Source organism: Pseudoalteromonas sp. S1650, from assembly GCF_005887195.1.
Lineage (GTDB): Bacteria > Pseudomonadota > Gammaproteobacteria > Enterobacterales > Alteromonadaceae > Pseudoalteromonas > Pseudoalteromonas simplex.
Genome location: NZ_PNDF01000021.1, coordinates 1 through 14,234, shown reverse-complemented (window position 1 = coordinate 14,234; position 14,234 = coordinate 1). Strand labels below are relative to the sequence as shown.

The following is a 14,234-nucleotide window of genomic DNA, read 5'->3' as shown; positions in this document are numbered from 1 at the left end:
TATTTAACTTAGTTTTTACTACTTAGATGCGCAAGAAATTCTTTTAACTTTACAAAACTACCAAGCCCTCGCTCACCGGTTTGAACTTCAGGTTCCCAAAAAGCTACAGCGGTATATTGATACAATGAGCTTTCCAGCATCCAAGTGTCTCCATCCACACCTCGCGTTTTATCTTTTGGAAACTCCAATGCTTTTTCAAGCATTAACAATAAGCTTGAATACTCACCTTCAGTTAACTCAACACTTTTCTCTGACTTAATGCCTTTCCAATTATAGCCACCAGACCCTTCATAAACTTTAGTTAATAGCTGATAAGGTCTTACACTTGTAACCTCATATATTACAGGGTTTGAGAAAGTTGGAACAACTTTCAGTTTTAAAACGGGTTCAAGATAAAACCCAGGGTCAGTATATTCGATAGTACTTTGGGTGGACTTACAGCCGACAAGCGAAATTAAAATCAAAAAAATTGAAAAATAATTCATATCCCAAAACGACTCCTTCGATCTGGATAGATTTGATAAAGCCACAACAAATAAATTAGCAGTCATAGAAAATCTATACGAGTTACTGAATTAAACAAAAAGCCTGTCGATATTTTGTTATGTCTGAAGTTAAATTGATTATACATTGCCAATTCGAAGATTAGCTTGAATGTCTTGCCTGCCTAATACTCTCATAATTTCTATATTACCAACTTGAATGCGAAAATAAATGCTATCAACACCACAAACAGCTCGTCGATAACCTTGCCTAATTTCATCGACTGCTGGTGCTAAATAAGGTTGCTTTGCCAATTGCTCAAAACGATCAAAAAACTTATAAAAATAAGCATCAGCCTGATTTTCACCATATTGCTCTAAACCACGAAACCAAATTCGCTTCAAATCAGCTTCGGCTTGAATATTAAGTTTATAACTTCCCATCCTTACTCGCTTCTTCCTTGAAACTAGCTAACATTTGATTTGGTGATTTATCTGAAAGTCCACTTTTCTCTGCTTCAATCAATTTCATACGAATAGCTTCAATTTCAGAAGCTCGCATTTGCTCTTTTCTAATCAAATCTCGAAGTAACTCACTGTCACTCGCATAATTTCCTGAAGCGAGCTGTGCTTGCATCCATTTTTCTTGTTGGGCAGTCACAGTGATACTTTTTTTTACCATCGTCATAATTTACTCATCTTAAACAGATCAAATCCAGATATAATCCTACTTTGTACTACTACAATCAAGCTTAGCTTATTGGTGCTAGTAATCAACTATACCTTTTACTTAATCCCCCACCTCAAACACACTTCCCTGTGTAAATCACGCCGATGAGTCAGTAAATTTTACTTATCGGTTTGCGGTGCCTCAGCGTCTTTATCTTGCTGTTTTTCGCTTATCATGGCATTTAATTTCTCGCCGCCTTTGATGCCAAAATCTAACGTGCGGATTGGGAATGGGATGGTCATATCAGCTTCGCTTAGGGCGTTTCTAACTGCCACAACAGCCTTGTGACGAACGGTCATGAAATCCGCTTCGCCGGGGTATTTAATCCAAAACCAAACTAGTAAGTTAACGCTGCTATCACCAAAGCTTTCGGCGTAAACTGCGGTTTCTTCTTGTTTGATCACAAAATCAAACTCATTGATTTTTTTAACAATCACCTCAGCAGCTTGCTCGGGGTCATCTGCATACGAAATTCCCACTGGCACTTCGATACGACGCACACCTAAGGTACTGTAGTTACTGAGTATATTTCTAAATAGAATCTTGTTAGGCACTAAGATAAGTTGCCCATAAAAGTTCTCAATGAGGGTGTTTCTAAGGTTAATCGCCCGTACAGTACCAAACACGCTTTCAGTGCGAATTACATCCCCTGTTTTAAATGGTTTGCGAATACCCATAGCAATACCCGCTATAAGGTTCTCTGTCATGTCCTGAAAGGCAAAACCAATTGCAAGGCCTACGATACCCGCACCAGCTAGTAATGAGGTGACCGTGCCTCTGAGGCCCAAGAAATCAAGGGCTACAAATAAGCCTACGCATAACACGATGACTTTTACTATCGATGACATTAAGTCTGCGATTTGCGAAGACTCTAACGAGCGGCGTAATAGCTTTCTAAGCATTGAGCCAACGATACGCGCCAGCAGTGAAAACACGATAGTAATGATTACTGCAACAATAAAGTTAGGGATATGGCTTATGATGATATCAACCCAGCCACCGAGCTTTTCTTCTATAAGTTTTTCGGCTTCACCGACGGTTGGTATTTTTAACATGCGACTACCTGATACATTAAGAAACATAAAAGGTGTTTTGCAAAATAAGCGCCAGTTTCATACAAGCACAAAAAAGCCGTGCTTAGCACGGCTCTTCTAATTCATTTTACTAAAAGTTTAGTTCTGCTCTTCTCGTAAGAAAACAGGCTCTAATTCTTTTGCTGTTGCATCGCTGCTAAAGTAATAACCAGCAACAGTAAAATCTTTTAAATCACTTAATTGGGTGATTTTATTTTCAATGATGTAACGTGCCATCATGCCGCGGGCTTTTTTCGCATAAAAGCTGATCACTTTATATTGGCCGTTTTTACAGTCTTTAAAATGTGGAGTGATGATTTGCGCATTTAATGCTTTTTTATCAACCGCTTTAAAATACTCATTAGAAGCAAGGTTTACCAAGTATTTGCTATCTTGCTCAGCAAGCACTGTATTTAGCTTTTCGGCGATAACACTGCCCCAAAACTCATATAAGTTTTTACCGCGTGGGTTTTCTAACTTAGTACCCATTTCAAGGCGGTAAGCTTGCATTAAATCTAATGGTTTTAGCACACCATAAAGACCAGACAAAATACGTAAGTGCGACTGTGCGTAATCAAGATCAGCATCGCTTAGAGTTTGCGCATCTAAGCCACCGTATACATCACCATTAAAGGCTAGCACGGCTTGTTTTGCGTTATCTTGGGTAAATGGCTGTGACCACTCGGCGAAGCGTGCCGCATTCAAACCAGCTAGTTTATCGCTGATTTTCATTAGGCTACCAATTTGTGCTGGTGTTAAATCACGGCAAACTGACATTAACTCTTCGCTGTGCTCGAGTAATTCAGGTTGAGTGAATTTATCGGTCGTGGCTGGTGTTTCGTAATCTAAATTTTTTGCAGGTGAAATAACAGTGATCATACTTAGCTATTGACTTGTAATTTGTTTGATGTCAATTTCAACATTAATTGAATCAAAATGCACGTTTTGTTTCGTCCTGCCTTTATCCGCTGTTCTTTTCATACATAATGTTCTAGTTTTCTGTATTAAGGACATTTGACCTATTAAACACTGTCATAGTGTTGCAGCATAAAGGCCGCTATAATGGATTTTCTTTTAACTTGCTTGGAATGAGGAAAGCAAATGACTTCAGCACTACAAAGGCTTAAACAGCATTCATCTATTGTTGCAGATACAGGTGATATCGAAGCTATCAAAAAGCACCAACCAGAAGATGCAACAACAAACCCATCTCTACTTTTAAAAGCCAGTGAAATTGAAGCGTATAAGCCTTATTTAGATAAAGCGTGGCAATATGCCAAAGAAACCGAGCAAGATGCAGCTAAACAACTTGAGTTAGCATGTGATTACTTTGCTGTATTAATTGGTAAAGAAATTAGCGAAATCGTACCGGGCTATATCTCTACAGAGGTAGACGCACGTTTATCATTTGATACTCAAGCGACTATCGACAAAGCCCACACTTTACTGAGCCTTTACGAAAAAGAAGGTGTTAGCAAAGATAAAATCCTAATCAAAGTTGCATCAACTTGGGAAGGCATCAAAGCTGCAGAACAGCTTGAAAAAGAAGGCACTAAGTGTAACTTAACGCTGTTATTCTCTGAAGCACAAGCACGCGCATGTGCCGATGCGAATGTATTTTTAATTTCACCATTCGTTGGCCGTATCTTAGACTGGCACGTTGCTAACGGCATGGAAAAACCAACAGATCCGCTAAACGATCCGGGTGTGCAATCTGTACGTAGCATTTACGAATTTTACAAACGCCACGATTACAAAACGGTTGTTATGGGCGCAAGCTTCCGTAACACAGGCGAGATCATCGCACTGACTGGCTGTGATAAGTTAACGATTAGCCCTGCTCTTTTAGAAGAGTTAGGCCAATTGACGGATGCACAAGAGTACCTACTAGAGAGCGACTTTACTGTTGAAGAAAAACCAGCACCACTAACTGAAGGCCAGTTCCGCTGGTTACATAACCAAGATGCTATGGCAACAGAAAAACTTGCTGAGGGTATTCGTTCTTTTGCTCAAGCACAGCTTGAATTAGAAGCACGCTTTAAAGCAATGTAATTTAAATTACAGTATTTTTTAAAACGCCACCGCTAGGTGGCGTTTTTGTTTCTAAAAAACCACCTTCTTTGATCTATTCATCTATCAATCACAGTTCTGTAACAGTATTGTCACTTTTTTATTCTATTTTTGAGCAGCCTGTGGTATAGGTATTTCCGAGGTTCAAAAAATCAATAGGAGAAGTTCATGGATAGCCTAGACGATATTTTAGAAATATTAGAAGGTCCTAGTACAACAAAAAAGACCTCTACAAAAAATAAAAAGAGAAAATGGCGCGAAATCGAAGCGTTGAAAGACAAGCATAGACTTCGCAAAGAACTACAGGAGTTAGACTATTTCACAGACAGCGTTGAGCTTGATGAATTAGACTTTTAATTAAAGGCCCGCAAGGGCCTTTTGCATTTGCGGCAACGACCAATTTACTGGTGCTTTATTTTGATCAGTAAGCAGCTGGTTTGTCTTTGAAAAATGCTGACAACCAAAAAAGCCACGATGTGCAGAAAGCGGTGATGGATGCGGGCCTTGGATCACATGATGACGCGAGGTATCAATGTGTTTGCCTTTTTTCTGAGCATGTGCACCCCATAACACAAACACCACACCGTCACAGTGCTGATTAATAAGCGCAATTACTGCATCCGTAAATTGCTCCCAACCAAGGTGCTTATGAGAGTGAGCTTGCCCTTGCTCAACAGTTAATACCGTGTTGAGTAAGAACACGCCTTGCTCAGCCCAGCTTTGCAAATAGCCATGGTGAGGGATCTCAAAACCTTCTATATCGGTTGCCAGCTCTTTGTACATATTCTTCAAAGACGGTGGTAATTTTTTAACTTCTGGTAATACCGAAAAGCACAAACCATGGGCTTGCCCTTCTCCGTGGTAAGGATCTTGCCCTAAAATAACCACCTTAACTTCATTTAAAGGTGTAGCATCAAAAGCTGAGAATACCTGTTCGTCTTTCGGATAAACGGTAACGCCTGCTGCGCGTCTATCGGCCACATATTGTAAGGTTTCTTGCATGTAGGGCTTAGCAAGTTCGGTATCTAGAAATGTTTGCCAATCGTTCATTTTGAAGCCTGTATTTGCTGACGAGAAACGTCTATTTTACCACACATATCAGTCAAACCATCAAGCATACGGGTTGTAAAACGGTGCAATAAGTCTGCGTTTACACTAATAAACTGGTTATGTTGCACCGCTGGCAATTCAGGCCATTGTCGCCAATCAATTTTAGGCTGAGGCTTTTTCGATTTTTCATCTGGAATAATCACTGCCTCTGGATTGGCAACCAAAACATTTTCAATACTAATGCGCGGATAGTCTGTATCACTATTAGCAAACACATTTTCCGCATGACAAATAGTTAATAGCTGATTGATCCAAGTATTTCCGCCAACTGTCATCATTGGCTCAGGCCATAATTGATAAAACACCGACACTTTAGGTTTGCCTTCTTGCGCTGTACGAATAGCATTGAGTTTAACTTCAAACTCTTTGGCTACTTTATTTGCCTTGGTTTGCAAATGCGTCAGCGTGCCTAGTTTACGTAGTTCATCAGCCACATTATCAACCTGATTTGGATTGCTGTACGCTACCGGAATACCTAATTTTTCAATGTAAGCGAGATCTTCGGCTTTGTTACCCGTTTTCCAAGCCAGAACTAGGTCTGGTTTTAACGACAACAGCTTTTCCATGTTAATTCCGTAATAGCCGCCTACTCGTTCGATATCATTCGCTTGCTGAGGAAAGTCTGCATAGTCAACGGTACCGACAATGCGCTCTCCTGCTCCAATCGCAAACAGGTTTTCAACAATGTGCGGTGCTAAGGCAACGATACGCTGCGGCTCTTTAATTTCATGAGCGTGAGCCAATGCAGGTAAATAAAATAAAACCCCTAAGAGTGCAAACTTAATGGTTCTCATGTTAAAAATCGAACCCTTTTTGCGCTTTTATTCCTGCATCAAAAGCGTGTTTTACGTTTCTGACTTCACTGACTGTATCAGCTAAGTTGGTCAGTTTACGGTGCGCACCACGACCTGTAATAATCACCGATTGCATAGCAGGACGAGAGCTAACTGCTTCTAGCACTTCGTCTAAATCAATATAGCCGTAGGTTATCATATAGGTTATTTCGTCGAGCATAACGAGGTTAATTGACTCATCTTTCAGCATTCTTTTCGCTTCTTGCCATGTCACTTGCGCAGCAGCAGTATCTGACTCTTTATTTTGTGTTTCCCAAGTAAAACCGGTGTTCATAATAACAAATTCAACCCCTGCTTTTTCCAGTAGGTTGCGTTCACCGCACTCCCATGTGCCTTTAATAAACTGACACACAGCAGCTTTCATTCCGTGACCTACCGCACGTGCAACAGTACCAAACCCAGAAGTCGATTTACCCTTACCGTTGCCAGTTATAACCTGAAAAATCCCCTGCTCTTTTTGTGCAGCAGCAATCCGTTCGTCGACTTTTTGTTTTACTTTTTGCTGGCGTTGTTGGTGCTTATCTTGATTCTGTTCGCTCATTGTTGTTCCTTATGTCTCTAAATTGAAGTTCTCATAAATATTGATGATTTGTTCAATATCGAGATTCTCTGCTACTACACTAGCTAAACGGCTTAACTGTTGTTCACGGTTTAAGTTAATATCAATTGGCTTAATTTGGCTATTTGCTGCAAGCCAAGTTATTAGCTCAGATACGCCTTCAGGGGTATCGAACAAGCCATGTAAGTAAGTACCTGCTACTTGGTTATCATCACTAATAAAACCATCTACTTTGAATCCACTTGGGTGTTCATTAAAACTCAAAAATGGCTTTTCAAGTGCCGGCCCTTGACTAATCCCGGCGTGAATTTCATAACCAGATATTGCTTCATCGCTATTGTTTAAATGAAGAGTACCAGAGACTTGGCTTAGTACTTTTTGTTGCCCTAATTGCGTTTCAAAGTCAGCAAGCCCAAGCCCTGCTGCGCTGCCTAAATTAGATTCCACAGCATGTGGATCAGTAAGGTAGTTGCCTAGCATCTGCAGCCCACCACATACTCCCAGCACTTTACCACCATAGCGTAGATGACGTGTTATTTGTTTATGCCAGCCTTCATTTTTTAAAAACGCTAAATCACCGAGTACATTTTTACTGCCCGGAATAATAATCAGATCAACACTTGGAATAGCCTGGGTATGACGTACATACTGTAAATCAATTTCTGGTTGTAATCGCAGTGCATCGAAGTCTGTGTGATTACTAATATGAGGAAGTAGCAACACGGCTATGCGTAATTGCGGTTTATCTACCTGATTAATTATAGCAACGGCATCTTCTGCATCGAGTGCTAAGTCATGTAAATAAGGTAACACCCCAAGCACTGGCTTATTGGTGTATTGCTCTAACCAATCAAGACCGCCTTGCAATAACGCAATATCACCCCGAAAACGGTTAATCACAAAGCCTTTAACGCGAGCCTGCTCCGACTCAGACAACAAGGCTAACGTTCCGACTAAATGAGCAAACACGCCGCCTTTATCGATATCGGCAATGATGATCACCGGGCAATCAACCGCCTCAGCGTAACCCATATTAGCAATGTCGTTTTCGCGCAGGTTAATTTCTGCTGGGCTCCCTGCACCTTCAACAACCAGTAATTCAAAACGTTCACTTAAACGCTGCTGCGAAGTAAGAACTGCATCCATCGCCACTTTTTTGTAGTCGTGATAACTGCCCGCTTCCATATTCGACAGCGCTTTACCATGGACGATTACCTGCGCCCCGGTATCGCTGTTAGGTTTCAATAAGATAGGGTTAAAATCGACTTCTGCGGGGACTTTTGCCGCTACTGCTTGCAAAGCTTGTGCGCGACCTATTTCGCCACCATCTTCGGTTACGGCGCTATTTAACGCCATATTTTGTGGCTTAAAAGGCGCAACCTTAATGCCTCGATTAGCAAAGATCCGGCAAAGTGCTGCTACAAGAGTACTTTTACCTGCATCTGAGGTCGTGCCTTGCACCATTAATGTTTTCATCATTGTTCTCTTTTTAAGGTTTGTGCAAGACCTGCAATCACAAACTCAACACGTGCAACTTGCTGTGCTAAGGCTTGATGCAACCAACCTGAATGATCAACAAACTGACGGCTTAATTCACCGAGCGGCACAATACCATGACCCACTTCATTACTGACAAAAATCACCTCACCTGGCAATTGCGATAGCACATCGAGTAAGGCCGCTTTTTGCTCAAGCCAAAATGCTTCACCCTGCAGGCATAGGCAATTACTCAACCACAGCGTTAAACAGTCCACTAAAATACAGTTTTCAGCATGGCTATATTGTTGTAGTGCTTTAGCCAAATACAAAGGCTCTTCAACAAGCTGCCAATGCTTAGCACGCTCTGCTTGATGCCTATTAATTCTGGCTGTCATTTCTTCATCACCCGCATTGGCTGTGGCAATATAGATAAGCGGCTTGTTTGAATCTGTTGCCAGCTGCTCAGCAAAACGGCTTTTACCGCTGCGAGCACCGCCTAAAATTAAAGTATGTTGTTGGCTCATAATAAACTCACCAAGCAAAGGTAAGTAACAAGCTCAGATACTTGCTGGGCTGCCCCTAAGCAATCGCCGGTGTAGCCAGATAACTGTTTTTCAAACCAGCGCTTTAATAGTAAGCGAGTAACACAAAGCACACTGATGAGTATTAATAATTGCCCTAAAGAAAAGCCAAAAAACAACCATGCAATTGCTAACACCGCACCGCCAGTTGCTAGCAGTATTTGATAACTCTGCGTGCTTAAATGCATCGCAATGGGTTTTACTTTAGATGTGGCGTCCTGACTTACATAGTCCATGTCTGCAATTAAACTTGTTGCTACAACCCGACTTAAGCTTTGCCCTAAAACAAGTGCAATAATCACAGTACTGGTTACTTCACTAAGTGCGACGAGTGTTTGGTACTTAATTAATAAGGCCATCACAAGCGCCGCAGCACCATAGGTACCTAAGCGACTATCTTTCATAATGCTCAGCTTATCTGCTACTTGCCAACCACCACCAAAGCCATCCCAGACATCTGCAAGGCCATCTTCATGGAATGCCCCTGTGATTATCAAGCTAAACGCCATAACTAACGCGACTGCAATGGCTGCAGGGAATAACCAACTTAGCAGTAAAAAGATCAGCGCTAAAAGTACACCTAATATTACACCGACCAATGCAAAATAGCGGCTGGCCTGATTGAGTGCCTGACTCGATACTGCAAAGTTTAATTTAACGGGTATCCGCGTTAAAAAACTAAGCGCCAGTAAAAATAGTTGAAGCTGACTTGGGGTAGAGTCAGAAGTGTGTTGTTCAGCGCTCATATCAGACAACTTGCTCAACATTGGCATCGGCAAAACTTGCCATGTCATTATAAAACGCCAAAGATGCTTGCAGTAAAGGTAAAGCAAGCGCAGCCCCGGTGCCCTCTCCTAAACGTAAATCAAGCTGCAATAAAGGTGCTGCATGCAAGGCATTGAGCATTGCTTTGTGCCCTTGCTCATCAGAGGCATGAGCAAATAACATATAATCGCGAGCGTTTGCATTAATGCGAGTTGCAACAAGCGCTGCTGCAGTGCAAATAAAGCCATCCACGATCACCGCTATACTAAGCTCGGCAGCAGCTAAAATGGCACCGGTGATCTGTACAATTTCAAAACCGCCTAATGCCGCAAGCGTCATTAATGGGTCGTCAAAATGAGCTTGGTGTAATTGAAGGGCTTGCTCAACAACTTTAATTTTTTTAGCTATAACCTCGTCGCTCACACCTGTGCCTTTACCAACACATTGGCTGGCAGGTAACGACAACAAGGCAGCCATTAATGCCGCAGCACTTGTGGTATTGCCAATACCCATCTCACCAAAGGCGATGGTATTACAACCTTGCTCATAGAGTGAATGAACTCGCTGTTTGGCTAATTCAAACCCTTTTTCAACCTGGCTAAGTGACATGGCCATTTCAGTATTCAGTGGTGCAGTGATTTCACCTAAACGCTGGTTATGCACACTTTTATCGTGTGAAGTACTGAGTGTTCCGGCGTCAACAACTTCTAGCTGCCAGCCAAGCTGACGGCAAAACACGTTGATCGCTGCGCCTCCTGCTGCAAAGTTTGCCACCATTTGTGATGTAACGCTGCTAGGAGCAATTGACACACCTTGGCTTGCCACACCATGATCGCCCGCAAATACAATTAGAGAAGGGTTTGAAATAACCGGTTTAAAGGCAACTAGCGCCTGCTCACTATCAAGCTGCTTTGAAAAAATAAGCGTTAATTGTTTGGCACAACTTTCAAGCTGACCCAAAGCGCCTAGCGGCTTTGTTTTAAGGTCTATTTTTTGTTGAATACCAGCTGAAAATTGCTGATTAATAGGCATGATATTAAACATTCGCTACCTGCTCTGTTTGCGAAAATAAAGTAAGAATAAAAAGAACACGCTACCAATAGCGGCAGTGATCACACCTACAGGTAATTCTTGGTTATTCAATAGGGTTCGGCATAACACATCTACCCACACCATAAAAATACCTCCGACCAAGGAGGTCATAACTAAGTTATGGCTGCTGCCTTGCGGTGAAAAGTAGCGCACAATATGTGGGATCATCAGGCCGACAAAACCAATGCCTCCACACATAGCAACAAGCACCGCTGTGATCAATGAACTTAGCAGTAGCATCATGATCCGAAAGCGTTGCACATGAATCCCCAAAGTCGCAGCACTTTCATCACCAAGCAGCATTGCATTAAGCTGACGACGAAATGCAATCATCAGCGTCATGCAGGCAATAATAACGGTAAATGGCAGCCAAAGAGTGTCCCACTGTGCACGAGAAAAACTGCCCATCGTCCAAAACAAAATGGCGGTTATAGCTTGAGGATCGCTAAAATAAAGCAGCAGACTAGTCAGAGCGCTAAATAAGAAAGATAAAGCAACACCAGCGAGTAACATGGCTTCAACTTGGCCAACATGGCGACGCCCTGCAATAGCAATAAGCAACAGCATAGAAAGTAAGCTTCCGGCAAATGCTGCAACTGACATACTAAAGCCAAAACTCACACCGGTTAGGGCTATAAAGCACACCACACCGAATGAAGCCCCAGAAGAAATACCAAACAAATAAGGGTCAGCAAGCGGGTTTCGGGTTACGGTCTGTAAAATTAATCCTGCCAGAGCAAGCCCTGAGCCTGCTAAAAATGCCAGCACCGTTCTTGGCATACGCAACTGCCAAATAATACGCTGCACAAATTCATCGCTACCTTGGCTAAACAAACCATTAAAAACATCACTCAGTGGCGTATTTGCAGCACCAAAGCTCAATGCTAAAAAACAACTAATAAGCCCTACGACAACACAGATACTTAAACGCATTGCATCAGTCATTTTGATGCTCCTGTGTCTGATAGCCATAAAAATAAGTGATGTGCGGAATAAACTTATCAGTGCTTGATTGCGGGTGAGCAGATACCGCTGCACAGACACCAAATACATCACTCAACAGCTGCTCAGTTAGCACCGCTTTTGGTTGCCCCTGACAAACCAAACGCCCTTCATCAATCACCAATAATTCATCACATAAACTCGCTGCGAGATTTAAATCATGGAAAGAGGCAAGCACTGTCACATCGAGGGACTTTGCTAATTCCATTATTTGAATTTGGTATTTAACATCAAGGTGACTGGTAGGCTCATCCATGATGAGCAACTTAGGTTGTTGTACAATAGAGCGTGCAATAAGCGCTCTTTGCTTTTCGCCACCTGAGAGCGAATCAAATGCTTGCTCACTATGATGAGACAAACCAACCTGCTCTATAGCTTGATATATTCGCTGCTTATCATTGGCAGACGTGGCGCTGAAAAGTCGCTTATGAGGTGTTAAGCCTAAACTCACTACATCGAACAAAGACAAATTAAACTGCGATGGAGACTCTTGTAAAACCACTGCAACCTGCTTTGCATATTCATCAGCACTGATTTTCCAGATATCTTGACCGCTTAGCAGCACAGCCCCTTGCTGAGGTTTCAAGTAACGATAAAGACAGCGCAGCAGGCTTGATTTACCTGCCCCATTAGGGCCGAGTAGACCGATAAACTGCCCTGCTTTTAACTCAAGGTTAATTGATTTAAGTATAGTTTTATTCGCAGTACCCCAACTTAAATCAGACACTGATATTAATGGTGCAGCGCTATGGCTATTTTGTTGCAAGCTTATTCTCTCTTGACGAGCAATCGCAACGCACAAGAAAGCACTGGTAAGTACCAGAAAATGACGTGAGTTGACCCGCTCGATGATTAATTGTTAGTGCTAAGTATCTGGCTAACCATTACTTCGATGGATTACAGTTGCGGGAACAGCTGGAGAATTACACTCCATTCCATAGCATATGAGTATTATGGCGGGCTAAGTAAATAATTCAATGAATATCGCTCTAGATGGCTAAAAAACAATTTTAGGCCAAGCTTCTCCTTGTTCATCTATATATACATCGAGTGTAATAAGCCCCGCATAAGGAAGATGAAAAACATTTAAATGCGTGGCTGATTGTTTTGGCATCTGACAAACAATAGCGAGAATTTGTTTGATCACTCCAGCATGACTAATTACCAATGACTGTTCATGCTTAGATTCACATAGTGATTGTAAAAATGTTTGCCACCATGCCTCTACCCGGGCGTAGAAATCAGCCATAGATTCACCATTAGGTACCTTTACTTGCCATGGGTGCTGCCAAAAATCACCAATATGAGGCTTACTTGTTTGCTGCCAAAGCTGTTGATAATCTTGGCCATCCCAATCACCAAAATTAAACTCTTTCAGCGCGTTATAATACTGTACATGCAGTGAGTGCTGATTTGCTAAATAATCAGCGTGGACTGAGCAACGCTTTAGTGGTGAGCTATATATGGCATTTAAACGTATAAGCTCAGCAGAGGCTTGGCGCATTTGTTCAAGGCCTTGCTCAGATAAACCGACATCGATTTGCCCAGAAAGAATTCCAGGCGTAGCGATTTCGCCATGGCGAAGAAAGTAAACTCGTGAAGTAAATACGTCCATAATGTTCCTCAGTAAACCAATAGTGAACGTTAACGCGTTTTAAATACTCTGTCGACTTATGCTAAGGCTGTTATGCTCAGAGAGTTAAGCTAAACGCATTAAACGAACGTCAAAATGTAGCACTGCATTTGCGCCAATCTTGCCACCGTTACCTTTTTTACCCCAAGCAAGCTCTGGAGGGATCACAAATTCATAGCGAGAGCCAATATTCATTAATAACAATCCTTCTCTTAACCCTTCTATAGCTTCAGATAAAGCGAACACTTCGGGCATACCCGCTTTATAACTGTCGGCAATCACATTACCATCAGCAAGCATAATACGTTGGTTAATAACCACTGTATCAAACTCTGATATGCGTTCTCCTTCAACTTCATCAATCACTTTATACATTAAGCCCGACGGGCATAGATGTGTATCTGGATGCGATGAGAACTTAGCAATAAATGCTTCACTATTTTTACGATTTAAACCTGAAGAACCTTTTGACTTGGTCGTTTTCTTACGAGACACAGCAAACCTTAATTGTATTACAAATATAAGACGCTTTATCGCATAACAAGGTAGGGGAAGCAAGTTTGCGAGAGTAAAGTTGCAAGTTAGAAAGGGGAAAGTTTGAGGATCTGGCGTAGGTTGGGTAGAGCACAGCGAAACCCAACACAGAGCTATCAGCTTTCAGCCGTCAGCGTTCAGCCGCGCGGTGTGGGTGTTTGGGGCAGAGTCTCTTTAAGTAATAAAATCTTGTAGGAGGCACTTCAGTGCCGAAATAATAAAACAAAAATATTCATTGCTGAAGCCATTCTTATACCATTCCGCTTAAAT

Annotated in this window: 18 protein-coding genes and 1 riboswitch; of the genes, 2 read left to right on the top strand and 16 right to left on the bottom strand. The window is 41.9% G+C overall.

Going from position 1 to position 14,234, the window contains the following annotated elements:
- Window positions 1-8: 8 nt before the first annotated feature.
- The 5 genes from CWB80_RS06720 to yaaA all read right to left on the bottom strand — a co-directional run bounded on the left by CWB80_RS06720 (window position 9) and on the right by yaaA (window position 3,164).
- A complete protein-coding gene (locus tag CWB80_RS06720) occupies window positions 9-485 on the bottom strand; it encodes a hypothetical protein (protein WP_138601789.1) in 477 nt (158 codons plus the stop codon).
- A 138-nt stretch (window positions 486-623) separates the two neighbouring features.
- Window positions 624-926, bottom strand: coding sequence for a type II toxin-antitoxin system RelE/ParE family toxin (locus tag CWB80_RS06715; RefSeq protein ID WP_138601791.1), 303 nt, complete (start codon window positions 924-926; stop codon window positions 624-626).
- Window positions 913-1,170: a ribbon-helix-helix domain-containing protein gene (locus CWB80_RS06710; RefSeq protein ID WP_138601793.1), complete on the bottom strand. Its 258-nt coding sequence runs from the start codon at window positions 1,168-1,170 to the stop codon at window positions 913-915. The genes CWB80_RS06715 and CWB80_RS06710 overlap by 14 nt, the downstream gene beginning before the upstream one ends.
- Before the next feature lie 161 nt (window positions 1,171-1,331).
- A complete protein-coding gene (locus CWB80_RS06705; RefSeq protein WP_138601795.1) occupies window positions 1,332-2,267 on the bottom strand; it encodes a mechanosensitive ion channel family protein in 936 nt (311 codons plus the stop codon).
- 117 nt (window positions 2,268-2,384) lie between these two features.
- The gene (gene yaaA, locus CWB80_RS06700; protein ID WP_062566697.1) at window positions 2,385-3,164 is read right to left on the bottom strand and encodes a peroxide stress protein YaaA; all 780 of its coding nucleotides are present in this window, start codon (window positions 3,162-3,164) and stop codon (window positions 2,385-2,387) included.
- A gap of 222 nt (window positions 3,165-3,386) precedes the next feature.
- On the opposite strand from yaaA, the gene tal reads away from it, so the two are divergent.
- A complete protein-coding gene (tal, locus tag CWB80_RS06695) occupies window positions 3,387-4,337 on the top strand; it encodes a transaldolase (RefSeq protein WP_054554248.1) in 951 nt (316 codons plus the stop codon).
- A gap of 186 nt (window positions 4,338-4,523) precedes the next feature.
- Window positions 4,524-4,712: a DUF3545 family protein gene (locus CWB80_RS06690; protein WP_054554247.1), complete on the top strand. Its 189-nt coding sequence runs from the start codon at window positions 4,524-4,526 to the stop codon at window positions 4,710-4,712.
- Here the strand turns inward: CWB80_RS06690 and ung are convergent, their stop codons facing one another.
- From ung to CWB80_RS06635, 11 genes are all read right to left on the bottom strand, one after another.
- Window positions 4,713-5,405, bottom strand: a complete 693-nt coding sequence (gene ung, locus CWB80_RS06685) for a uracil-DNA glycosylase (protein WP_138601797.1) — start codon at window positions 5,403-5,405, stop codon at window positions 4,713-4,715.
- On the bottom strand, window positions 5,402-6,259 hold the full coding sequence (locus tag CWB80_RS06680; protein WP_138601799.1) for a cobalamin-binding protein: 858 nt from the start codon (window positions 6,257-6,259) through the stop codon (window positions 5,402-5,404). Before CWB80_RS06680 ends, ung begins: the two co-directional genes overlap by 4 nt.
- A gap of 1 nt (window position 6,260) precedes the next feature.
- Window positions 6,261-6,860, bottom strand: a complete 600-nt coding sequence (cobO, locus tag CWB80_RS06675; RefSeq protein ID WP_138601801.1) for a cob(I)yrinic acid a,c-diamide adenosyltransferase — start codon at window positions 6,858-6,860, stop codon at window positions 6,261-6,263.
- Between the two features lie 9 nt (window positions 6,861-6,869).
- Window positions 6,870-8,354, bottom strand: coding sequence for a cobyric acid synthase (locus CWB80_RS06670; protein ID WP_138601821.1), 1,485 nt, complete (start codon window positions 8,352-8,354; stop codon window positions 6,870-6,872).
- On the bottom strand, window positions 8,354-8,881 hold the full coding sequence (gene cobU / locus CWB80_RS06665) for a bifunctional adenosylcobinamide kinase/adenosylcobinamide-phosphate guanylyltransferase (RefSeq protein ID WP_138601803.1): 528 nt from the start codon (window positions 8,879-8,881) through the stop codon (window positions 8,354-8,356). The genes CWB80_RS06670 and cobU overlap by 1 nt, the downstream gene beginning before the upstream one ends.
- A complete protein-coding gene (locus tag CWB80_RS06660) occupies window positions 8,878-9,732 on the bottom strand; it encodes an adenosylcobinamide-GDP ribazoletransferase (RefSeq protein WP_228290589.1) in 855 nt (284 codons plus the stop codon). Before CWB80_RS06660 ends, cobU begins: the two co-directional genes overlap by 4 nt.
- Window positions 9,686-10,747: a nicotinate-nucleotide--dimethylbenzimidazole phosphoribosyltransferase gene (gene cobT / locus CWB80_RS06655; RefSeq protein ID WP_138601805.1), complete on the bottom strand. Its 1,062-nt coding sequence runs from the start codon at window positions 10,745-10,747 to the stop codon at window positions 9,686-9,688. Before cobT ends, CWB80_RS06660 begins: the two co-directional genes overlap by 47 nt.
- 3 nt (window positions 10,748-10,750) lie before the next feature.
- Entirely contained in the window at window positions 10,751-11,740 is a 990-nt protein-coding gene (locus CWB80_RS06650; protein WP_138601807.1) for a FecCD family ABC transporter permease, read from the bottom strand.
- Window positions 11,733-12,563, bottom strand: a complete 831-nt coding sequence (locus tag CWB80_RS06645) for an ABC transporter ATP-binding protein (protein WP_138601809.1) — start codon at window positions 12,561-12,563, stop codon at window positions 11,733-11,735. The genes CWB80_RS06650 and CWB80_RS06645 overlap by 8 nt, the downstream gene beginning before the upstream one ends.
- Before the next feature lie 103 nt (window positions 12,564-12,666).
- A riboswitch (cobalamin riboswitch) is annotated at window positions 12,667-12,734 on the bottom strand.
- 60 nt (window positions 12,735-12,794) lie between these two features.
- Window positions 12,795-13,412 (bottom strand): histidine phosphatase family protein, encoded by a 618-nt coding sequence (locus tag CWB80_RS06640; protein ID WP_138601811.1) that lies wholly within the window; start codon window positions 13,410-13,412, stop codon window positions 12,795-12,797.
- Between the two features lie 84 nt (window positions 13,413-13,496).
- Window positions 13,497-13,925, bottom strand: coding sequence for an FKBP-type peptidyl-prolyl cis-trans isomerase (locus CWB80_RS06635; protein WP_138601813.1), 429 nt, complete (start codon window positions 13,923-13,925; stop codon window positions 13,497-13,499).
- Between the last annotated feature and the right edge of the window lie 309 nt (window positions 13,926-14,234).